This is a genomic window from Nonomuraea sp. NPDC003201 (assembly GCF_053590415.1).
This window is the reverse complement of record NZ_JBSFTC010000052.1, coordinates 1-22,137: the sequence shown is the minus strand read 5'-3', so window position 1 is coordinate 22,137 and position 22,137 is coordinate 1. Positions and strand designations below refer to the sequence as shown.

Annotated in this window: 13 protein-coding genes; 4 read left to right on the top strand and 9 right to left on the bottom strand. The window is 73.0% G+C overall.

The window, feature by feature from the left end:
- Positions 1–30: 30 nt before the first annotated feature.
- Positions 31–6,096 (top strand): tetratricopeptide repeat protein, encoded by a 6,066-nt coding sequence (locus ACWDX9_RS20545; protein WP_449956145.1) that lies wholly within the window; start codon positions 31–33, stop codon positions 6,094–6,096.
- On the opposite strand, the gene ACWDX9_RS20540 is transcribed toward ACWDX9_RS20545, so the two are convergent.
- From ACWDX9_RS20540 to ACWDX9_RS20520, 5 genes are read right to left on the bottom strand one after another with little or no spacing between them, the layout of a single operon-like run.
- The gene (locus tag ACWDX9_RS20540; protein ID WP_449956142.1) at positions 6,093–7,679 is read right to left on the bottom strand and encodes an acyl-CoA synthetase; all 1,587 of its coding nucleotides are present in this window, start codon (positions 7,677–7,679) and stop codon (positions 6,093–6,095) included. The genes ACWDX9_RS20545 and ACWDX9_RS20540 overlap by 4 nt on opposite strands.
- Positions 7,679–8,827 (bottom strand): thiolase domain-containing protein, encoded by a 1,149-nt coding sequence (locus ACWDX9_RS20535; protein ID WP_357726686.1) that lies wholly within the window; start codon positions 8,825–8,827, stop codon positions 7,679–7,681. The genes ACWDX9_RS20540 and ACWDX9_RS20535 overlap by 1 nt, the downstream gene beginning before the upstream one ends.
- A gap of 1 nt (position 8,828) precedes the next feature.
- A complete protein-coding gene (locus ACWDX9_RS20530) occupies positions 8,829–9,848 on the bottom strand; it encodes a thiolase domain-containing protein (RefSeq protein WP_449956141.1) in 1,020 nt (339 codons plus the stop codon).
- Complete coding sequence (locus ACWDX9_RS20525; RefSeq protein ID WP_449956138.1) at positions 9,845–10,744, bottom strand: Zn-ribbon domain-containing OB-fold protein; 900 nt, start codon at positions 10,742–10,744, stop codon at positions 9,845–9,847. The genes ACWDX9_RS20530 and ACWDX9_RS20525 overlap by 4 nt, the downstream gene beginning before the upstream one ends.
- Positions 10,734–12,296, bottom strand: coding sequence for an acyl-CoA synthetase (locus ACWDX9_RS20520; RefSeq protein WP_449956135.1), 1,563 nt, complete (start codon positions 12,294–12,296; stop codon positions 10,734–10,736). Before ACWDX9_RS20520 ends, ACWDX9_RS20525 begins: the two co-directional genes overlap by 11 nt.
- A 114-nt stretch (positions 12,297–12,410) precedes the next feature.
- On the opposite strand from ACWDX9_RS20520, the gene ACWDX9_RS20515 reads away from it, so the two are divergent.
- The gene (locus ACWDX9_RS20515; protein ID WP_449956132.1) at positions 12,411–13,220 is read left to right on the top strand and encodes a crotonase/enoyl-CoA hydratase family protein; all 810 of its coding nucleotides are present in this window, start codon (positions 12,411–12,413) and stop codon (positions 13,218–13,220) included.
- On the opposite strand, the gene ACWDX9_RS20510 is transcribed toward ACWDX9_RS20515, so the two are convergent.
- The gene (locus ACWDX9_RS20510) at positions 13,217–14,323 is read right to left on the bottom strand and encodes an NAD(P)H-dependent flavin oxidoreductase (RefSeq protein WP_364244026.1); all 1,107 of its coding nucleotides are present in this window, start codon (positions 14,321–14,323) and stop codon (positions 13,217–13,219) included. The two genes, ACWDX9_RS20515 and ACWDX9_RS20510, sit on opposite strands and share 4 nt — an antisense overlap.
- 124 nt (positions 14,324–14,447) lie before the next feature.
- Positions 14,448–15,389 (bottom strand): DUF3068 domain-containing protein, encoded by a 942-nt coding sequence (locus ACWDX9_RS20505; protein ID WP_449956129.1) that lies wholly within the window; start codon positions 15,387–15,389, stop codon positions 14,448–14,450.
- Between the two features lie 302 nt (positions 15,390–15,691).
- On the opposite strand from ACWDX9_RS20505, the gene ACWDX9_RS20500 reads away from it, so the two are divergent.
- Both ACWDX9_RS20500 and ACWDX9_RS20495 read left to right on the top strand, forming a co-directional pair.
- On the top strand, positions 15,692–16,411 hold the full coding sequence (locus ACWDX9_RS20500; protein ID WP_449956126.1) for a methyltransferase domain-containing protein: 720 nt from the start codon (positions 15,692–15,694) through the stop codon (positions 16,409–16,411).
- Complete coding sequence (locus ACWDX9_RS20495) at positions 16,408–17,577, top strand: acyltransferase family protein (RefSeq protein ID WP_449956123.1); 1,170 nt, start codon at positions 16,408–16,410, stop codon at positions 17,575–17,577. Before ACWDX9_RS20500 ends, ACWDX9_RS20495 begins: the two co-directional genes overlap by 4 nt.
- Here ACWDX9_RS20495 and ACWDX9_RS20490 read toward each other — a convergent pair.
- Together ACWDX9_RS20490 and ACWDX9_RS20485 are read right to left on the bottom strand one after the other, a co-directional pair.
- On the bottom strand, positions 17,504–21,559 hold the full coding sequence (locus ACWDX9_RS20490) for an alpha-(1->3)-arabinofuranosyltransferase domain-containing protein (protein WP_449956121.1): 4,056 nt from the start codon (positions 21,557–21,559) through the stop codon (positions 17,504–17,506). The two genes, ACWDX9_RS20495 and ACWDX9_RS20490, sit on opposite strands and share 74 nt — an antisense overlap.
- The coding region (locus tag ACWDX9_RS20485; protein WP_449956119.1) for a glycosyltransferase family 4 protein at positions 21,556–22,137 on the bottom strand (582 nt) is incomplete at its 5' end. The genes ACWDX9_RS20485 and ACWDX9_RS20490, both read right to left, overlap by 4 nt.

Genomic DNA, 22,137 nt, shown 5'->3' with positions numbered 1-22,137 from the left:
ACGTCGGGACGTAGCTAAGAGGCGGACCTCATGGACACGCCACCGCACCGCCTCGGGCTCGAACGGGTCGTCGAGGTCTACTCGGGTCACGACGACCTCGTCGGCGTGACCGGCTCCGGCTATGCGATCGGTGCCGATCTGGTGCTGACCTCGGGCCTGGTGGTGGCCCCCGGCCTGCCGTGCCAGGTACGCGCGGCCGATTCGGGCCACTGGGCCGAGGCCGAGCAGGTATGGCGCGGGCGGGCGGGCGCGGTGCTCCTGCGGGTCGCCGGGGCCCCCTGGGCCGGCGTCCCCGGCATCGAACACGTCCGCTGGGCCAGGGTGGCCGCCTTCTCCGGCGCGGCAACGGGCTTCAGGGTGCGCTGCGTGACCACAGGGTTCCCGTGGCTGGGGCGGCGGGCCGGGATCCGGGACGCGGAGACCGTGACGGGCCTGGTCGAAGCCCCCACCGGCGCGGTGTCGAAGGTCCTGGCGGTCAGCGTGCTGAGCCCAGAGCCCGAGTCACCGCCGGGCGCGCTCACGCGGGGCCTGCCGGGCGCCGTCCTGCTCGCCGAGCCGGCCGGGCAGATCATCGGCGTGGTCGCCGCCGGCCCGTCCGGGACCGCGCCGCACGAGCTGGACGCGGTGCCCGCGACCGCGCTGCTGGGCGACGAACGGTTCTGCGAGCTGGCGGGCGTGGCGCCCGGCCGGATGGAGACCGTGGCGGAGGACGACCCCTCGGTGATCCTCGCCGGCCTCCTGACCCCCGCCCGCGAGAGGCTGCCCCAGGACTGCTCGGACTGGACGCTGCTGATGGCGCGGCACGCGGTGGTGCCGTTCCTGGGGAGGGACGAGCAGCTGGCGGACCTGCGCGCGTGGGCCGCCGAACCGGCCGCCCTGTCGATCGCGGTGCTGACCGGCCGGAGCGGCACGGGCAAGACGAGGCTGGCGGGCGAGCTCTGCGCGGAACTGGCCGAGGCCGGGTGGGACACCGGATTCCTGCCGCTGGACTCCGCCGGCCACCCGCTGGCCGGCCGGGCCCTGGAGGCGTTACGCCCGACCCTGCTCGTGGTCGACCATCCTGACCCGTCCCCGCCCCTGGTGGGCGAGCTGGTACGGCGCCTGGCCAAGCACGGGCGCAACCCCCGCGTACGGCTCCTGCTGCTGGCCCGCGAGCTCGGCGAGGCGGACTGGTGGCGGCGGCTCGACACGGCGGCCGGCGGCTGGCTGAGACGGCTCACCTCCACGACGGTCCAGCTCAACGCCCACCCGCTCACCCTGGCGGAGCGCACGGACCACGCGCTCGCCGCCATGAAGGCCTTCGCCCCCAGCCGGGCCGCGCTGCCCGCCCCGCCGCGCCTCGACGACCCGGAGTACGGCCTCCCGCTCCACGTCCACCTGGCGGCCCTGCTCCGGCTGTGCGACGACGAGCGCCCCACACCCTCGAGCGACGGCGAACCGCCCGCGCACGCACGCGACCGCGACGCCGACCCGCGCACGCAGCCGATGCGGCCGCACGGGGGCGGCCTGCTCCACCGGTTCCTGGCGCGGGAGAGCGACCAGTGGGCGCGGGTGTGGCCCGCCGAGCACGAACGCGTGGACGACGTGACGGCACGCCAGGCCGCGGCGGTGCTCGCGCTCACCGCGCCGGCGCCTGCCGAGCTGCCGGGCCTGCTGACGGCCGTACCCGGACTGCGCGGCGGGACCGGGCTCCACGGGCACACCACGAACGCGGCCCGCTGGCTGGGCACCGTCTTCCCGAGCGGCGAGCTGGGCCCTGACCTCGTCGCCGAGGAGCTCCTGGCCGAGACGGAGGGCCTGGACGAGCTCGTGCTCGCCCTCCACGATCACGAGGGCCGCACGGTCCACCACCTCGTCCACCTGCTGCACGTCCTGCGCCTGTCCGCCGACCGGGCGCGGGTCGGGTCGGCGCTGCGCTCCCTGGTCGGGGCCAGGATCGGCGCGATGGCCACCGAGGCCGCCGCGAACCCCGCCACCCGGCTCGGGGACCTGCTCAACGCCGCCCTCACGCTGTTCCCCGCCGACCGGGAGCTCGCCGAGGCCGCGTCCGGCCTGCTGGAGAGCGGGCGGGGCGCGGCGCTGGGACTGCGGGCGTTGCACGTCACCCTCGGCGAGCTGGCCGTACGGCACCGCCGGGCGAGTGGCGAACGGATCGCGCAGGCCGCGGGGTTGTCCTGGCTGTCCGGGCGGCTGGTGGCCGTCGGGCGGGTCGGCGAGGCGGTCGTGGCGGCGGCGGAGGCCGTCGAGATCTACGCGGCCGCTCCCCCGTACGAGGCGGCGGCCGGGCGGGCGGAGGCGCTGTTCAGCCTGGGGGCGTGCCTGCTGCTGGCGGGCGAGGCCGGTTCTGCGCTCAAGCCCGCGCAGGAGGCGGCGGCCAGGTTCCGCATCCTGGCCGAGGAGGATCCTGGGTACGCGGCGGAGGCGGCGCGGGCGCACCACAATGTCGCGTGCGCGCTGCTGGAGCTCGGGCGGCTGGACGAGGCCGTGGCGGCCTTCGAGGCGGCGGGCGGCGACCCGGACGTCGCGGCCCACCTGGCGGCACTCGCCTCCGCACCCCCGCAGTCCGTCACCTCATGGCCAGGACCCGAGCCGACCACGCGGCCCCGGCCGACCTTCGCGCCGGAACCGGGGGCCGGGTTCCGGCCGGACGACACGCCGCCGATGAGGTTGCTCACCGCCCCGGCCCTCGCGCCACCTCCCGGAGCACTCCCCGTCCCGGGCGTGGCGTCGCCTCCGGGGACGGCGGTGCCGGTGCCGGGGCCGCTGGTGCCGTTCGAGGAGGCGGACGGCGGCGCGCTGCCCGAACTGGCCGCCTGCCTCGCCGTCGCCGCCACCGTGGCCGTCAAGGGCGTGGCCCCCACGAACGCGGACCTGGCCCACCGCCTCCACCTCCTGGCCGCCTGGCTCGAAGGGCAGGGCAGGCCGGCCGACGCGGTCGTCCCCGCCTCGGAGGCCGTCGTACGGCTGCGCGGCCTCGCCGCCCAGGAGCCCGGCCTGCGGTCCATGCTCGCCGACGCCGCCGGGCTGCTGGCCGGGCTCCATGCCCGGCTGGACGACCTGGACGCCGCCGTGCGGTCCGCCGCCGAAGCCGTGCGCAACCTGCGTGCCCTGGTCACCCTGGAGCCCGACGAGCACGGTCACACCCTGACCGGGCGGCTGCTGGAGCTGGGCGAGCTGCTGCTGGTCGACGACCGGCCCGAGGCGGCGCTGGGGCCGTTGCAGGAGGCCATGAGCGTGGCGGCCGACCGGCGCCCGGCCACGGAGGCGCGGGCCAGGCGGCTGCTCGGCCTGTGCCTGGACGAGCTCGGGCGGCCCGCCGACGGCCGGGCGCAGCTGGAGCTCGCCGCCGAGCTGTACGACAGGCTGAGCCCCGAGGACCTGACGGCCGAGAACGGCTCCCCCGCGCGGCACGCATCCGAGGCGCGAGTACGAGCCCGACGGCCGGAGCCGGCGGGCGGCCACATGGGTGGCCGGCCGTGGCAGCCGGAACCGGCCGCCGATCGCGTCGGTGGGCGGCCGTGGCTGCTGGAGCTGGTCACCTCGCGGCCGGAGGAGGCCGTGGTCGGCGCGGAGCGGCGGCTGGTGGAGTGCCGGCAGGCCGCCGAGGCGGGCGGCACGCCGGAGATCCACGCCTACATCTCCGCGCAGGCCGTGCTCGCCCGGGCCTGGACGGACGTGGGGCGGGCCGGGGACGGGCTCGTGCTCGCGACGCAGGCCGCCGAGCTGCTGAGCCGCCACCCCGTACCGGACGCGCCGCAGCGCGAGCCCGGCCCGGAGCGGCCGCACGCGATCGCCGTGGGAATGGTGGCGGCGGCGCTCGGGAGGGCGCTCGTGAGCCTGGGGCGGGCCGAGGAGGCCAGGCCGCACCTGCGCACCGCCGTCGAGTCCTACGAGCCGATGGCCGAGACGAGCGTCGTGTTCCGTACGGAGCTGGCCGAGCTGCTGATCCTGGAGACGGCCGCGCTCCCCCGGGCCGGCGCGGAGGCTGCCGCCGATCGGCTCGTCGAGCTGTACGACGGGCTCGTGTCGGAAGGGCTCGTGGCCGCCTCCGCCCTCGCCGGGGCGCTGTGCCTGCAGGGCGGCGCCCGCCTCGCCGGGCAGGACGTCGAAGGCGCGCTCCGGTCGGCCACCCGGGCCCTCGATGTCATGACGCCGGCGGACGACCGGGTGCTCACCGCCGCCTGCCTGGAGCTCGCCGGCCTGTGCCTGGCCGAGCTGCACGAGCCCGGCGCGGCCGGGCCGAAGCTGGCCGAGGGCGTCGAGCTGATGACCGACCCGCCGCCGGAGCTCGCCGGGGTGCACCTGCCGGCCCTCGCGCGGCTGGCCAGGATGCGGGTCGAGGAGGAAGGACCGGCCGCGGGCATCGTCCTCTACCGCCGGATGCTCGACACGCGGCCGCTTCCCGGGACGGAGGTGCTCGGAACGCTCATCGAGGAGGTCTCCGGCTATCCGGGCGACCCGTCCGAGCTGCTTGCGGCGCTCGCGTCCTTCACGGACGCGCTGGAGCGGGAGGTGCCGCTGAGCAGCGGTGACGGCGCCGAGATGCACGACCGGTACGGGCGCTGCCTGACGCAACTCGGCGCAGCCGCGAGGGAAGGCACAGCGCGGGAAGACACGGCGCAGGAAGGCACAGGGCAGGAGGGCGCGGCGGTGCTGTGCGCCGAGCTGGCCGTCCGGGTCTACCGAGGGCTGGCCGCCTTCTCCGGCGACCACCGCGGACGGCTCGGCCTGGCGCTGGCCGCGCTCGCCCGGCACGGCCAGGCCGAGCCCGCCGTCCTGGAGCAGGCCGTCCACCTCCTCGCCGGGCAGCCGGGCGACGTGCTGGCGGACGTCCTCAACCGCTACGCCGTCCTGCTGCTCGAACAGGGCCGTCCCGTGGAGGCGCTGGCACACTGCGAGCGGGCCGCCGACCTCTGCGACGAGCTCGACGACCCGGCCCTGGCCGCCGTCACGTACGCCCGGCTCGGCGCCGCCCTGGCCATGCTCGAACGCCCCCAGGCCGCCCTGGAGGCGATCACCTGGTCCCTTGCCGAGCTGGACCGGGCCGCGGAAGCCGGCCCGGAGCTGCGCCGCGTCCGCGCTCAGGCGATCCAGGTGCGCGGGCGGGCGCTGCGGGCCGCCGGCAGGGAGCAGGAGGCGCTGGCACACCTCATGGAGGCGTTGCGGCTCTACACGGACCTGTCCGAGCAGCGGGAGGCCGCCGAGACCGCCGCGGTGATCGCCGACGACCTGCTGGCCGCCGGGCGGCCGGAGGAGGCCGCCGAGTACGCCGGGATCGCCGCCGCCGGACAACCACCGGGCACGCTCAAGCACACCCTGGCCACCCAGCGGCTCGTCCGCTGCCACATGATGCGCGGCGAGCTCGCCGAGGCCAACGCGCTCGTCGAGGAGCTGATCCCGCGGGCCAGGCGGTCGCCGGACGATCTCACGTACCGGGCCGTCCTCGCCGACTCCCTGGCGCAGAGCTCCGAGCTGCTGCCCCTGCTCGGGCTGGACGAGGGGACCGAGGCCGAGACCAGGGCCCGGGAGGCCATCGGCATCTACGACGAGCTGCTGACCACCGGCGTGAACGCGCAGGCCCTGCACACCAGCCGGGCGGGCGCCTGCCTCACGCTGGCCTCCGCGCTCAGGATGCGGGCCCTGGCCGCCGAGGCGATCCAGCCGCTGCGGGAGGCGGTGGCGGCGCTGGAGCGGTTCGGCTCAGGAAGCACCGTGGAGCAGCGCTCCGGCCAGGGGAACCCGACGCAGCGCGAGCTGCTGTCCAGGGCGATGCTCATGCTGGGCGACGCGCTCATGGAGGCGGGCCGGGCGCTGGAGGCGGGGCTCGTCTTCCACCGCGCCACGCAGGTGACCCGGGACGAGCTGTCCAGGGCCGTGGCGCACGCCCGGCTCGGCCTGTGCCAGCAGGAGCTGGGCAGGGACGACGCCGCCGACGCCGCGCTGCGCGTCTCCGCGGGGCTGCTGCGGGACCTGACGGCCCACGACGGCGTCGCCGACCTGCTCCGCGACGTGCTGCGGGGCAGGCTGACTCTGCTGGAGAAGACGGGCAGGCGCAACGAGACGGCGGCGATCGAGGAGGAACTGCAGCGGCTCTAGGCGTCGTTGGCCTGGACCGTCTCGCGGGCCCACCGGTAGTCGGCCTTGCCCGCGGGCGAGCGCACCATCTCCTCCACGAACGCGTACGTACGAGGCACTTTGTACCCCGACAGCAGCGTCCTGCAGTGCGCGTCCAGCTCGTCGGCCGTGACCTCGACGCCCGGCCGCGGCTCCACCACGGCCGCGACCCTGTTCCCCCACCGCTCGTCCGGCACCCCGGTCACCACCGCGTCGAACACCGACGGATGCCCCTTGAGCACCGCCTCGACCTCCTCGGGGAAGACCTTCTCCCCGCCGGTGTTGATGCACTGCGAGCCGCGGCCGAACACGTTCACGGTCCCGTCGGTGTCGACGGTCGCCAGGTCGCCGGTCAGCAGCCAGCGGGTGCCGTCCGCGTCGGTGACGAACGTGCGGGCCGTCTTGTCGGGGTCGTTGTAGTAGCCGAACGCCACCCGCCCGGCCCTGGCGACGGTCCCGAGCTGCCCGGAGCCGGGCTCGACCGGCCGGTGCCGCTCGTCGAGGACGGCCAGCTTGACCACGGAGTTCGGCTGGTAGCGCAGGCCCTTCTCCGGCGAGGACCCGGCCACGCCGGACGCGGTGAAGCCGGACTCGGTGGAGCCGAAGTTGTCCAGGATCCCGATGTTCGGGAGTGCCTTCTGGAGCCGGTCGCGTACCGCGCCCGACAGGATCGCCCCGGTCGAGCTGACCACGAACAGCGACGAGACGTCGTAACCGCCCTTCTCCAGCGCCTCGGCCAGGGGCCTGGCCATGGCGTCGCCGGTGATGTTCATGGTGAACACGCGCTCGCGCTCGACCGCCCGCCACACGTCCTCGGCGTCGAACTTGCGCACGTACACCATGGTCGCGCCCATCCACCAGGCGATGAACGTGGCCATCTGCGCGGCCCCGTGCATCAGCGGCGGCGCGGCCATCATCACCATCGGGCCGGCCTTGACGGCCTCGTCGATCACCTCGCGCGGGGTGGCGCGCGGCTCGCCGTACGGGTTGCCGCCGCCGAAGGCCATGAACAGGTCCTCGACGCGCCACATCGCCCCCTTGGGCATACCCGTGGTGCCGCCGGTGTAGATGATGTAGACGTCGTTGCCCGAGCGCGGCGGGAAGCCGCGTTCCGGCCGGCCGCGCTCCAGAGCGGTCTCGTACGGCACCGCCGAGCCGATCGCCGACGGCCCGCCCACCGAGATCAGGTGCTCCAGCAGCGGCGCCCGGTCCGCCACGGCGGCCACCCGCGCGTCGAACTCCACGTCGTAGACCAGCGCCCGGATGTCGGCGTCGCGGTAGAGGTAGAGCAGCTCGGCCTCGACGTAACGGTAGTTGACGTTGATCGGCACGGCCCGGATCTTCAGCGCGGCCAGCAGGCCCGCCACGTACTCGATGCCGTTGTAGAGGTGGAGGCCGACGTGCTGGCCGGGCTGGACGCCCAGGTCCATGAGGTAGTGGGCGAGCCGGTTCGACTCGGCCTCCAGCTCGGCGTAGGTGCGCCGGTCCGGGCCGCAGACGACGGCGGTCCTGTCCCCGATCGCGTCCGCGAGCCCTTCGAACAGGTCAGCGTGGTTGAACTCCATCAGGGTCTCTCCCGTCCGACGATCCACATCGCGAAGAACTGGGCTCCCCCGCCATAGGCGTGGCCGAGCGCCGTGCGGGCGCCGTCCACCTGGTGCTCGCCCGCCATCCCGCGCACCTGCAGCGCGGCCTCGGCGAACCTGATCAGTCCCGACGCCCCGATCGGGTTGCTCGACAGCACCCCGCCCGAGGCGTTCCACGGGGTGTCACCGTCGAGCGCCGTCGCGCCCGACTCGGTGAGCTTCCATCCCTCCCCGTCCGCCGCGAACCCCAGGTTCTCCAGCCACATCGGCTCGTACCAGGAGAACGGCACGTACGTCTCGGCCACGTCGATCTGCCGCCGCGGGTCGGTGATGCCGGCCTGGCGGTAGACGTCGGCCGCGCAGTCCTTGCCCGCCTGCGGGCTGACCGTGTCGCGCCCGGCGCGGAAGATCGGCTCGGAGCGCATGGCGGTGCCGTGCACCCAGGCCGGGGTGCCGGTGACCTTCGACTCGGACGACAGCACCATCGCGCAGGCGCCGTCGCTGGACGGGCAGGTCTCCAGGTAGCGGATCGGCTCCCACAACATCGGCGTGGACTCGACCATCTTCTGGTCGATGCCGGGGATCTTGAGGTGCGCGTACGGGTTCTTGAGCGCGTTGAGCCGGTCCTTGACCGCCACCAGCGTCCCGATGTGATCGGGCGCGCCCGATCTGCGCATGTACTCGCGGATGTGCGGCGCGAAGTAGCCGCCCGCCCCCACGACCAGCGACGCGCTGAACGGCAGGTGGGTGGACAGCGCCCAGGTGGCGTTCGACTCCGACTGCTTCTCGAACGCCACCACCAGCACCCGGTCGTGCACGCCGCCCTGGATGAGGCTGGCGCCGACCAGCGCCGTGGAGCCGCCCACGCTGCCCGCCGTGTGCACCCGCATCATCGGCTTGCCCGCCGCGCCGAGGGCGTCCGCCAGGTACGACTCCGGCATCATCACGCCCTCGAACAGGTCCGGCGCCTTGCCGATGACCACGGCGTCGATGTCCTTGAACGACAGTCCGGCGTCCTCCAGCGCCCGCAGCGCCGCCTCGCGCACCAGCCCGGCGATCGACACGTCCCTGCGCTTGGTCGTGTAGTGCGTCTGCCCGACGCCGATGACCGCACAGCGGTTGCCCATGTCAGGCCTCCAATACGGTGACGAGGTTGTGCTGCAGGCAGGGCCCGCCCGCGGCGTGCCCGACGGTGCGGCTCGCGTCGCCGTCGAGGATGCGCCGCGCGGCCTCGCCGATGCGGATGAGGCCCGTGGCCATGACGGGATTGGCGGCCAGCGGGCCGCCGGACGGGTTGATCACCGTTTCGCCGGGCAACTCCAGCGCGCGGCGCAGGATGATCTCCTCGTGCGGGAACTGGGCGTGCAGCTCGGCCACCTCGACGGGCCCCTTGCCGACCCCGGCCGCCCGTGCGGCGTCGGCCGCGGAGGCCGACGCGGAGAGATCGCGCATCCCCAGGTAGTGGGGCTCGATGCGGTGGGCGATGCCCCTGATGTAGGCCGGGTTCGGGCACAGCTCTCCGGCCAGGTCACCGGCCGCGAGCACGATCGCCGCCGCGCCGTCCGTGGTGGGCGGCACGTCCGTCTTCTTGAGCGGCTGCACCGCGAAGTCCTCGCCGTCCGGATCGGGCAGGTCGAGCGCGTATGGGTTGGCCCGCCCGTCCGCCCGGCTTCTGCGGACGATCTCGTCGAGCTCCTTGCGGTCCGCACCGACCGCGCCGGCCTGGAGAGCGGCGTAGGAGAGCAGGTCGAGGCCGAGCGGCGCCAGGTAGTAGGGGTCGAGCTGGATCGTCATGATCGTGTTCAGGTCGCCGAGCGACGACTTGCCGAACCCGTAGACCAGGGCCGAGTCGATGTCGCCGTGCTGGAGCCGGACCCACGCCTCGTACAGGGCCCAGGCGCCGTCCATCTCCACGTGGCTCTCCGAGATGGGCGGCCAGGCGCCCAGCGCGTCGAGGGCCGACACGAACGAGAACGGGGCGCCCGCGAGGTAGTCGCAGCTGCCGGAGCAGGTGAAGCCGAACCTCTTGAGCCCGGTGCGCTCCTTGACCTCGTCGATCACGGGCAGGATCAGCTCGGGCTCGGTCTGCCCGGCGTCGTGGTCGGTATGCCGGGTCTGGGCGAACGCGACGATCGCGACATCTCTCATGACAGCTCCACGTCGGGCTCGCCGGTGGGGGCGAACCAGCGGATGTTCGACATTGACGCCGTACGCTCGCTCTCCGGCACCCAGACCGCCCTGACCCGCATGCCCTGGCGCACCTCGTGAGCGGGTACGTCCCCGATGAGCGCGATCATGGGGATATCGGCGTTGTCGAGCAGGATGTACGCCGACACGAACGGCACCTGCGGGGCCCGTGGATCGGGCAGGTTGTTGATGGCGAACGTGGTGATCGTGCCGGTGTCGGGCAGTTCGAGCGTCTCCGCGATGCCGCTTCCGCATTCGGGGCAGGACTGGCGGTAGGGCACGTACACCTTGTCGCAGGTCTCGCAGCGCCCGCCGAGGAAGACGCCGCGCCGGACGCCCTCCAGGAAGACGCGGAGCGCGCCGCCCGCCTGGAGGCGGTATTCGGCGCGCACGTTGGAGACGATCTTCGTGACCTCGGGGGCGAAATGGGAGATGTCGCGGATGTGGCCGGTGGGCCGGTCGCTCCAGACCGGCCAGACGCGCGCGCCCACGGCCAGCGCCTTGGCGTTGCCCGCGTCCACGGCGTGGAGCAGCGCGGTGTCGGCGCCGTCCAGCTTGATCAGGGCCCAGGCGAAGGGGCGGTCGAGCGGGTGGCCTTCGAGCGGCTCGTCCACCCATGCCCAGGTGGTGACCGTGCCGGCCGGGCCGACCTCGACGTACTCGGCGGTCACCGGCTCGCCGGTCGCGGGGTCGTACTCCAGGGGCGGCACGAGCACCTTGCCCTCGTTCGTCCGCACCCCGACGATGCGCCGGCCGCGCAACTCGCTCAGGAACCGGCCGATCACGGGGCCTGTGGTTCTCGTGTAGCCGCCCGGGAACTCCAGGACGTGCTGGGCGACCAGCGGATCAGATGGCACGGTCTCGTCCCTCCCAGTACGGGGCGCGGAGCTTGCGTTTAAGCAGCTTGCCGTTGGGCTCTCGGGGCATCTCGGCGATGAAGTCGACGCTCTTGGGCCACTTCATCCTGGACAGGCGGCCCTCCAGCGACGCGAGCAGCTCGCGGGCCAGCTCGGTGCCGGGTTCGACGCCCGGCGCGGGCTCGACCACGGCCTTGATCTGCTCGCCCCACTCCTCGTCCGGGATGCCGAACACGGCCACGTCCGCCACCTTCGGGTGGATCATGAGCTCGTTCTCGATCTCGGCCGGGTAGATGTTCGCCCCGCCGGAGATGATCATGTCGGCCTTGCGGTCGCAGAGGTAGAGGAAGCCGTCCTCGTCCAGGTATCCGATGTCCCCGACGGTGAAGTACTCCTTGAGCCGGTTCGCGGCGGTCTTGGCGGGGTCGCCCTTGTACTCGAACGGGACGCCCATCATCTTCATGTAGATCGTCCCGGCGGTGCCGGTCGGCACGGGCTCGCCCTGATCGTCGGCGATCAGCAGCTCGCTGATGGGCCAGGCGTTGCCGACCGTGCCCGGATGCGCCTTCCAGTCCTCGGGCGTGGCCAGGGTGCCGCCGCCCTCGGTGGCCGCGTAGTACTCGTACACGCAGTCGCCCCACCACTCGAGCATCGCCCACTTGACCGGGACCGGACAGGGGGCGGCGGCGTGGATCATCCACTTGAGCGAGGACAGGTCGTACCTGGTCCGGGTCTCCTCCGGCAGCGCGAGCAGCCGCTTGAAGTGGGTCGGGACGAGGTGGGAGTTCGTGACGCCGTGGCGCTCGCAGAGCCGGAGCAGCTCTTCGGCGTCCCACTTGTCCATGTAGACGAGCGTGTGGCCCATGTGCAGCGCGGTGCCGCCGAACTGGGTGACCGCGGTGTGGTAGTTCGGGGAGGTGACCAGGTGGGCGTTGGGGCGGCCCGGGGTGATGCCGAACAGTCCGAGCAGGAACGTCATGAGCTCAGCGGAGTCGTCCGGATCGAGGCCGTTCAGCCGACGCTTGACCCCTTTGGGCTTGCCGGTCGTGCCCGAGGTGTAGTGCATGGTGGCGCCCGCGGTGCGGTCCTCGGGCGCGGTATCCGGCTGACCGTCGGTCAGCTCGCTCACCTGGCGGAAGCCATCGGCCCCGCCTTCTATGGGGCCCTCCCCGACGAGGAAGCGGCGGTGCGGCTCGATGGCCTCGGCCGCCCTGGCGCCCTCCTCGAGGTAGCGGGGGTGCACGAAGAACGCCTTGGCCTCGCTGTCGGAGACGATGTACGCGATCTCGGGGCCGGTCAGATGCCAGTTGACCGGGGTGTAGTACCAGCCGGCCTGCATGGCGGCGAGATAGAGCACGAGCCCGTCAGCCCCGTTCGGCACCAGGCCGCAGATGCCGTCACCGGGCTGGAGCCCGAGCCCGCGTAAGCCGTGGACGAGGCGGTTGGCCCGGGCGAGCAGATCGCCCGCGCGATGCTCCGTGCCGTCGGGGTCCACGGCCGCGATCCACTCGGGATCCGCCTGCGCGAGCCTCCAGAAACCGAGCGTGCCCATCTGCACTCCCTCGTGGCGCGAGCAAAACAGGAACCTGTTCTCGTTTGCTGTTGGGAGCGTATCCTGGGGCCGAAGTTCGTAGCAAGCGCTTGATTAGACACTTCGGAGGCGTACGTGGAGCTCCTGCCGATCAGCACTCCCCACTGCCGGATCGAACGAGACGGCCATGTCCTGATCGTCACCATGAACCGGCCGGAGGCGCGCAACGCGCTCTCCTCGGACATGCTGATCGGCCTGGCCTCGGCATGGGCGTACGCGTCGGCCGAGGCCGGGATCAGGGTGGCGATCCTGACGGGCGCGGAGGGCACGTTCTGCGCGGGGGCCGACCTCAAGGCCATGGGGCAGCCGTCCACGGACCCGGAGGTCCAGGCCAGGGCCGCGCAGATCCCCAACTTCCACTGGAAGGGCCTGCTCAGGGAGGAGCTGCCCACCAAGCCGATCATCAGCGCGGTCGAGGGCTACGCGGTGGCGGGCGGCACGGAGCTGCTGGTGGGGACGGACCTGCGGGTGGTGGCGGAGTCGGCCACGCTGGGGCTGTTCGAGGCCAAGCGGGCGCTCTTCCCCATGGGCGGCAGCGCCGTACGCCTGCCCCGGCAGATCCCGTACTGCCACGCCATGGACCTCCTCCTGACCGGCCGCCCGATCACGGCGGCGGAGGCGCTGTCCATGGGGCTGGTCAACCGCGTGGTGCCCGACGGCCAGGCGCTGGCCTCGGCCCGGGAGCTGGCCGAGGACGTCGTCTCCTCGGGGCCGCTCTCCGTGCAGGCGATCCTGCGTACGTACCGGGACACCCTGGGCATGCCGGAGCCGGAGGCGCTGAAGGTGTCGGACGAGATCGGCTGGCCGGTGATCGGGTCGGAGGACGCCAAGGAAGGCACCCGGGCCTTCCGCGAGAAGCGCCCCCCGACCTACCACGCGCGCTAGTCGCCGGTGAGGCGCTCCAGGCGGTCGAGCGCCTCACCGTACTCCTCCACCAGGCCGAACATGACGTCCTTGGTCGAGCGGACCTGGTTGGTGATGCCGATGACCTGGCCGGCCGGGAAGGTGGCCAGGTCCGACACGTCGGAGCGGCCGATGCGCCGCAGGGCGTCCGACACCAGCATGAACTGCAGGGGCATCGGCAGCGTGCCGGGCGACTCCTCCGACTCCCACGCCTCCGTCCAGGCGTTCTTGAGCAGCCGCGCGGGCTTGCCGGTCCAGCTGCGCGAGCGGACCGTGTCGCGGGAGGTGGCCTCCAGGATGCGGCGCTTGGCCATCTCCGGGGTGTCGGCCTCCTCGACCGTGAGCCAGAGCGAGCCGGTCCAGACGCCCTCGGCGCCCAGCGCCATCCCCGCCGCCATCTGGCGGCCGTTGCCGATGCCGCCGGCGGCCAGGACGGGCACGTCCACCGCGTCCACCACCTGCGGGATCAGCACCATGGTGGAGATCTCGCCCGTGTGGCCGCCGGCCTCGGTGCCCTGGGCGACCACGACGTCCACGCCGACCTCCACCTGCTTGAGCGCGTGCCGGGGTGTGGAGGCCAGGGCGGCGACCTTGACCCCGTGCTCGTGGGCGAGGTCCACCACGTCGGCGGGGGGCGGGCCGAGCGCGTTGGCCAGCAGCGCGATGGGGTGCCGCAGGGCGACCTCGACCTGGGGGCGCGCGGTGGCGTCCGTCCAGCCGAGCAGCACCTTGCCGGGGTCGGCGTCCGACGACAGCGGCGGGACCCCGTGCTTGGCCAGGAGGTTCTCGACGAACCCCCGGTGGCCGTCGGGGATCATCGACTGCAGGCGGCCCACCAGCTCCTCGGGCGCGAAGTCGGCGCCCTCGTAGGAGGCGGGCATGACGACGTCCACGCCGTACGGCTTGCCGTCCACGTGGTCGTCGATCCACTTGAGCTCGGTCTCGAGCTCCTCGGGGGTGAAGTAGAGCGCACCGAGCACACCCATGCCGCCGGCGCGGCTCACGGCCGCGACCACGTCCCTGCAGTGGCTGAAGGCGAAGATCGGGAGCTCGATTCCGAACATGTCCGTGACACGTGTCCGCATGAGCCGACCATAAGCCGCGAAACCAGCGAACTGCAACGCGTTCTACTCTAGAACCTTTGCTCTAGTCACGAGTTCGGCCCGGCTGCTCGCGCAAGCCGGGCCGAACTGCAACCTGTTCCAGCCGTTACGCGTCGACCGGCTCCTTGACGACGGCGCGCGGCGTGCGGCGGCGGGCGACCACCAGCGCGGCGCCGAACGCGAGCAGGCCGGACGCCAGCAGCGCGATGGGGATCGTGGTCTTCACCAGGGTGATCTGGTTCTTGGCGTCCCTGGCCGTGGCCACCAGGTTGGAGATGGTCTTCGGAGTGAAGGAGGCGGTGGCGACCAGGGCCTTGGCCCGCTCGACCCCGTCCTGGCTCTTGAGCGTCTCGTTCCTGCTCACTTCCTGCTTGACCGGCGCGCCGCTGGTGGGCTCCACCCAGTACGTGTCCACGCCCTCGTACCAGCGGTCGACCTGGACGTCACCGGTCCCCGTCATCCCCATCATCGAGGCGGGGGCGCTCAGCGTCGCGATCTTGGTCGGCGGCACCTTCAGCTGGAACTTGTAGACGGGCAGCCCGTCCACGGTGTCCTCACCGACGAACGTCGCGTCGAAGGCGTGCTTGGCCGTCTGGTTGAAGTACTTGTACGTCTTCTTCTCCACGCCGAAGGGGAACAGGTAGATCTGCCCCTCCAGGGTCACCGGCTCCTTGTTGACGCTCACCCCGCAGCAGTTGACGCCCACGCCGGTGTGCCGGTCGAAGGCGCTGCGCCGCTCGGAGATGTTGATCTGCGGCTTGTTGTTGGTGACGTCGTCCACCACGGTGAACTCGTCCCAGACGACGCGCGAGTCGGTGGCCTGCGAGACGTCGCCGCGGGTGGTGACCAGCATCTTGAGGTTCGCGGTCAGCACCTTGCCGTCGGCGACGGAGAAGTACTGGGACGACGGGGCCTCGAGTTCGACGGTGTTGTACTGGCCCGCCGGCGCGGAGATGATCCGGTCCGCCGCCCAGAACTTCACCATTCCTGCGAGGACCACCAGAAACGCACCAACGGCGACGAGAACGAGTACAGGTGTGCGCTGCATTCAAGATCCTCCTGGCGTCGAAGGTGCGAGAACCGGTTACATACTCAGCGCCCCGCCCCCCGGACTTCAAGTCGCGCGTGTGATGTACGTAACATGATCGTTACTGGAAAGTAGCATCCGGCGAGACGTCTTCACAGCCACATCCGAGTAACAAATCGGAACAGGTTCTACGAAGGACCGTCGGCGCACCGACCATACCCTGTCCGACGACCGCTCTCTTGACGCCCCCGGCGATTGCCTGTACCCAGGCATCGGAACGCGTTCTATTCTGGGTGTCTTCTCGACGGGACGGAGTCGTGGGCATGCGTGCCGATCTGGCCAGGTCCATCCGGCTGTTCCGCGCGTTCAGGACAGAGCAGGCCAAGCCGGACGCGTACTACACCACCCTCGCCACCGACACCGCCGCCCAGCTCGCGGACCGCGTGTCCCTGGCCGGCGCCACCGTGCTCGACGTGGGCGGCGGCCCCGGTTACTTCGCCGACGCCTTCAGGCGGGCCGGCGCCCGGTGCGTGTGCGTGGACGTCGACGCGGGAGAGCTGACCGGCCAGGGCGCACCGGGCTCCGGCGTGCTGGGCAGCGCCCTGGAGCTGCCGCTCGCCGACGGGTCGGTCGACGTGTGCTTCTCGTCCAACGTGCTGGAGCACGTTCCGGACCCGTGGCGGATGGCGGCCGAGATGGCCCGGGTCACCCGCGAGGGCGGGGTGATCTTCCTCGCGTACACGAACTGGCTCTCCCCGTGGGGCGGGCACGAGACCTCGCCCTGGCACTATCTGGGCGGCGAGCACGCCGCCCGCCGGTACGCGCGGGTGCACGGCAGGCAGCCCAAGAACCGCTACGGGCGCTCGCTCTTCCCCGTCTCCGTCGCGCACGGCCTGCGCTGGGCGCGGTCCGCGCGGGACGTCGAGCTGGTCGCCGCCTTCCCGCGCTACCTGCCGTGGTGGTGCGGTCCGCTGGTCAAGGTCCCCGTCGTCCGGGAGTTCGTCACGTGGAACCTCGTCCTGGTGCTCAGGAAACTCGGGTGACGGCCGCCGTAGAAGGCCCCGGCACCCAGCGGGACGCCGCGCTCGACGGCATCCGGGCCCTGGCCGCGCTCGGCGTCTGGGTCCTGCACGTGGGCGGCAACACCGGGATGATCTACCAGGAGGGCATGTTCGCCTGGATGACGTCCCGGCTCGGCATCGCCGTGCCGATCTTCTTCCTGCTGTCCGGGCTGCTGCTCTACCGGCCGTGGGCCCGCGCGGTGCTGGAGGACGCGCCGTCGCCGCGGGTGGGCCGCTACCTGTGGCGGCGGGCGATGCGCGTGCTGCCCGCCTACTGGCTGGTCACGGCGGTGGCGCTCTGGGCCTGGGGTCAGCTCGACTGGACGGGCTGGCTCAAGTGGCTGTTCCTGCTGCAGAACTACTTCGAGCAGGGGCGGGCGCCCGACGGGCTCTACCAGATGTGGACGATGCCCATCGAGATGGCCTTCTACCTGGTCCTGCCGGTGCTCGCCTGGCTCCTGCACCGGTGGGCGCGCGGCGGCAACCGGCCTCTCCGGCTGCTCGGCGGCATCGCGGTGCTCCCGGTGATCTCGCTGGCCGGCGTGGTCGTCTCGCACGTGCTCGACCAGCCGGAGCTGGCGCTGTGGCTGCCGAACCACCTGATCTTCTTCGCCGCCGGCATGGCGATGGCCGTGCTGTCGGTGTGGATCAAGCGGCGCGAGGCGGTGGACGCGCTGGCGCCGCAGCTCCTGGTGCTGGCGCTGCTGGCGTTCGCGGTGCTGAGCACGGACCTGGCCGGGCCGCGCACCCTCACGCTGCCCAGCCTGTCGCAGTCGCTGTGGCGGATGGTCCTGGAGACGGCGGTGGCGGTGCTGCTGGTGGCCCCGTTCGCGCTGGCCTCCCGGCGCGACACGCTGCCGCACCGGGTGCTGGGCAACCCGGTGACCGCCTATCTGGGGCGCATCTCGTACAGCTTCTTCCTGTGGCACGCGCCGGTGATCACGCTCTTCTACAAGCTCACCGGCCGCCCGGTGTTCAGCGGCGACTTCGTGGGCGTGGCGGTGCCCACGCTCGTCGGCTCGCTGCTGGTGAGCGCCGTGAGCTACCACCTCGTCGAGGAGAACGCGCTGCGGCTCAGCCGCCGGTGGCGGTCAGCACCTCCTGCTCGGCCGGAACCTCAGGCTCCGGTGTCGGCTCCGGCGCCGTGACGAGCTGGCCGAACAGCGACCCCATCGCCGCGCACGACAGGAGCTGCGGCACCTGGTCGAGCAGCGGATCGACGTCGACGCCCCGGTTGCGCAGGAACACCCCGGTGGCCAGCGCCAGCGTCGCCGCGCCGAACAGGCCCGCCGTCGCCCAGTGCGTGTGCGGCCGGCGTACCCGCAGCCAGAGGGTGGCCACGACGGCGGCGAGCGCCACGAGCATGCCGGGCCAGTTCGCCACCCAGCCGCCGAACGCCAGGCCCAGCACCACGACGTAGGGCACCCGCCAGCGCGACAGCCGCGACTCCGCCGCGGCGGCGGTCTCCTTGACGTGCTCGGGGCGGGGTCCGTGCATCACCAGGGAGAGGAGCGCGAGCAGCGCGATGCCGGCCAGGCCCAGCCCGAGCGCGAGCCGGTAGGGCTGGTCGGGCTCGTACGTCAGCCGCACCGTCCCCGCGGTGCCCGCGGGCAGCTGCCAGCCCTGCTTCCACCCGTCGATCCGGATCGGGCGCAGTTGCCGGCCGTCCAGCTCGGCCCGCCAGCCGGCGTTGAAGTTCTCGTTGACCACGAGGAAGGAGTCCTCCGGCGCGCTCACCCGTACCTCGCGCTCGACGGAGGACCAGGCGCCGCGGGCGGCGGAGCTCTCCACGGCCTCGCGCCGGGGCGGGAACGCGCCGATCGCGAGGTTCTCCACCGCGAACGGCTCCCAGCCGGCCGCCCGCACCCGGTTGTCCCCCGCCCGCAGCGTGACCCGGTCGCACGCGGTGATCTGCACGGGCCGCCCCTCCAGCAGGTCGGCATAGACGCCGGTGACCTTGGTCTTCACGGCCGCGCCGTTCACCTGGAGGGTCGGGCCCAGCCCGCAGGCCAGCCGGAACTGCGGCCCGGCCGGCCGGCTCGCCGGGCTGACGCCGGGGATCACCAGCTCGGTGACCTGGAGCCGGCGCGAGGCCGGGTAGAAGCGCAGCTTCAGCCTCGTCGTGGTGAGCGGCTTGAACCGCAGCGTCCCGCCGGCGTCCACCCGGCCGCCGCGGACCTCGCCCTTGGCGCCGGTCACGACCACGTCGAGGGCCTGCCGGTCGCCGCCGGGGCGGGCGACCTGGATCTGCGAGACGGTCCGCCGGCCCTTCCAGCCCAGCGTGAGCGTCGGCTCGGCGTCCTCCGGCGCGGGCACCCACGTGGTGGCGGAGTCGGCGTCGAACGCCGACCTCGGCGCGATCACCGCGTCCTTGCTCATCGCCGACGAACCGGTCACCGTGGTCAGGTCGCCGCTCAGCCGGGTGAACCGGTCGACGAGCGCGGCGTCCCGCAGCACCGCCGAGCCCCGCAGGGTGGTCTTCCGGCCGGAGTCGGAGGTGAACGTCCGGTCGAACCCGGCGCCCTCCTCCCCCGACCTGACCAGCAGCGGGTTGCACACCCAGCGGGCCCAGTTGCGCATGCAGCGCGGCCGCTCGTCCAGCCCGCGGTCCATGACGAAGACGTCCCCGTCCCGGCCCGGCATCCGGATGGTGCGGCCGGGCAGGACCCCGGGGATGGCGACCTCGGTGATGCCGACCCGCTGCACGAAGCTCCACTCCGCGTTGTACGTGCCCAGCACCCTGATCCGCACCCAGCTCGTCGGCCCGGCGGGGACGCGGAGCGTTTGAGCGTCGTTGGTCCTGGCCACGTCCTGCACCAGCCGGCCGCTCTCGGTCTCCACGGCCACCTTCCTGACCGACTGGCTGATCAGCAGGTTGTTGGTGAAGGTCACCCGCAGCCGGGGGATCTCCCGGGGCTGGCGGAGGTCGATCCGGAGCCATTCGTTCTCCGGCCGCCTCCAGCCGCCGCTCTCCCAGCCGGTGTCCAGGTCGCCGTCCAGCGCGGCCCAGGGGCCGCGGCCGGGGGTGCTGAGGCCGGGCACGGCGTCCGCGTCGGCGACCGAGGAGGAGGCCGTGACGTCGGCGATGCCGTCGTACTCGGCGGTGGCCGTCTCCTCCAGCCAGCCGTCCTCCAGCAGGTCGAGCTCCTTGACGCCGGTGAAGTCGTCGCGCCGGTCCGCGGTCAGGGTGGGTGACCAGTTGGACCTGATCTCGCCGAACTGCCGCTCGCGCAGCCGCAGGCCGTCGCTGACCACGGTGGGCAGGCCGGAGTCGGCCCCGTCGCCGTTCACGAGCGCCGGCCCCTCGCCGAGCAGGCCGAGGTCGCCCATCGTCAGCAGCGAGTCCGGGCCGCCGCGCACCTCCAGCGCGTCCGCGGCGGGCTCCACGCTGACCATGTCGGTGCTCTCCGACACCTTGTACAGCTCCAGCGCAGGGAAGGGCCAGTCCACCGACTCGATGGCGTCGTCGGTGCCGGTGTCGCCCACCTCGCCGCCGAACGAGGTGACCTTGGTGATGCCGGGCGACTCGCGCAGCGCCTCGTAGACGCGTGACGGCCAGGCTCCCTGCAGGTTGGCCCGCATCAGGTCGTTCCTGACGAGCAGGTAGTGCACGCCCATCCTGCGCAGCACCTCGGTCAGCCCCACCGAGCCGTGGCCCGCGGTGAGCCGCTGGTCGATGACGTCGAGCAGCCTGGTCATGCCCACGGAACCGGCCGCCGTGACCTGCCGGGCGGTCCAGCGGACGGCGGACAGCGGCTGCAGGGGATCGTCCATGGGCCGGCCCCACAGGTACTCGCCGAACTTGGAGCCGGGCACGACGAGCACCCCGTCGTCGCCGGCGTTCTGGTTGAGCCACGTCGCGGCCTGCCGCCAGTAGAGCGGCACCTCCTTGAACTCGCCGGGCGGGGCCAGGCCCTGGTTGAAGACCGGCAGCACCAGCGCGGCGAGCGTCGCCACGGCCACCGACCGGATCGGCAGCCGCGCCCGGGCCGTCACGTGGGCCAGCAGGTGGGCCAGGCCGAGCGCCAGCGGCAGCCGGACGAGGGGGTCGAACTTGCGCAGGTTGCGCAGCGGCGCGAGCGGCCCGTCGAGCAGCCAGCGCACGGGCTCGGCGACGACCGGCTCCAGCGCGCTCATATGCCCGGCGACCAGCGCCGCCGTGCCGATCAGGAACAGGGTGACGACGAACCCCTTGGCGGGCAGGTCGCGCCGGGCCAGCCCGGCCAGGCCGAGCGCGGCGAGCAGGCCCGTGACCAGGACCATGACGGCCGCGGTGGCGATCTCGTACCCGGGCGGCTGCGTGGCGACGCCGTTGATGGTCAGGTAGCGCACCCAGTCGGAGGCGCCGCGCAGCACGTTCGTCAGCGAGGTGACCTGCGTGGTGGTGGAGGCGGTCTCGGTGTACGGCAGGAAGGAGAACGCGTAGCGACCCACCAGCAGTAGCGGCAGCCACCAGAACAGCGTGGCCACCGACACGGTGCCGGTCCACCAGGCGAGCAGCCGCCAGCGGGGCACCGGGCGCGGCCGGGTGAGGATGTAGACGACGGGGGCGACCAGCACGGCCAGCACCGCCACCGCGTTCACGCCGCCGCACAGCGCCACGGCCAGCCCGGACCTGATCGCGCCGCGGGCGCGCTGGCCCGTCTCCGCGGCGGTGAGCAGCGGGATCAGGATCCACGGCAGCATCGCCGCGGGCAGCCACTCGATCGAGATCTCGCCGAGGATCGACAGCGTGCGCGGCGCCAGCGCGTACGCCAGCGCGGCGGCGATCGCGGTGCCGGGCCCGCCGACGCCGAGCTGCCTGGCCAGCCGCTCCACGCCCAGGAAGGCCAGGCAGAGCAGCGCCGTCAGCCAGAGCCGCTGGGTCACCCAGGCGTCCAGCCCGGCCAGCTCGCCGAGCGCGAAGAACGGCCCCATCGGGAACACGTAGCCGGCGGCCTGGTTCTGGAGCTGCCCGAAGTGCTGGAGGTCCCACAGGTGGGCGACCCGCTCCAGCCAGCCGATCGGGTTGAGCGCGAGGTCGAGCTTGGTGTCGGAGATGATGCTGCCGGGCTTGGTGGTGAACGACAGCACGGCGAAGCCGAGGCAGCAGATCGCCAGCCAGAGCCGGTGCCTGGCCCGCTCGGTCACCGTTCCTCCCACTCAAGGACGACAGGGGTGGCGGGAGCGCCGGGGGGACGGCGGACGAGGGCGGAGAGCCGCTCGGCGCTGCCGTCCCAGGAGAACTGAGCCGCCCATTCCCGACATTTCGCGCTATAGGTGTCGGAGGCCACCGTGAGCTCGTCGAGGGCCGCGGTGATGCCCTTGGCCAGGTCCGCGCCCTCGGGCAGCAGCCAGCCGGTCTCGCCGGGCCGCACCGCGTCCCGCAGCCCGTCCACGTCGTACGCCACCGTCGGCACCCCCAACGCGGCCGCCTCCAGCACGCACAGCCCCCACCCTTCGCCTTGAGAGGTGTTGACCTGCAGCCAGGCTGCGGACACCAGCCGCTCCTTCTCCTCCTCGGTCAGGTAGCCGTGCAGGACGACGCCCTCGGGCGCCGCGGCGCGCAGCCGCGCCTCCTCCGGCCCCCTGCCGACGACGTCCACGACCAGGTCCGGCCAGCGCTTCCTGAGCTCGGGCACGGCCTCCAGCAGCAGCTCCACCCGCTTGTGCGCGACGAGCCTGCCGACGCACACGAGCCGCGGCCGCCGGCTCCGCCCGGCCCTCGC

Bases quoted from the DNA above. Each gene is read 5' to 3' on its own strand.
- ACWDX9_RS20505 (WP_449956129.1), bottom strand. From the start codon at position 15,389: ATGCAGCGCACACCTGTACTCGTTCTCGTCGCCGTTGGTGCGTTTCTG.
- ACWDX9_RS20540 (WP_449956142.1), bottom strand. From the start codon at position 7,679: ATGGAGTTCAACCACGCTGACCTGTTCGAAGGGCTCGCGGACGCGATC.
- ACWDX9_RS20520 (WP_449956135.1), bottom strand. From the start codon at position 12,296: ATGGGCACGCTCGGTTTCTGGAGGCTCGCGCAGGCGGATCCCGAGTGG.
- ACWDX9_RS20510 (WP_364244026.1), bottom strand. From the start codon at position 14,323: ATGCGGACACGTGTCACGGACATGTTCGGAATCGAGCTCCCGATCTTC.
- ACWDX9_RS20545 (WP_449956145.1), top strand. From the start codon at position 31: ATGGACACGCCACCGCACCGCCTCGGGCTCGAACGGGTCGTCGAGGTC.
- ACWDX9_RS20500 (WP_449956126.1), top strand. From the start codon at position 15,692: ATGCGTGCCGATCTGGCCAGGTCCATCCGGCTGTTCCGCGCGTTCAGG.
- ACWDX9_RS20535 (WP_357726686.1), bottom strand. From the start codon at position 8,827: ATGGGCAACCGCTGTGCGGTCATCGGCGTCGGGCAGACGCACTACACG.
- ACWDX9_RS20530 (WP_449956141.1), bottom strand. From the start codon at position 9,848: ATGAGAGATGTCGCGATCGTCGCGTTCGCCCAGACCCGGCATACCGAC.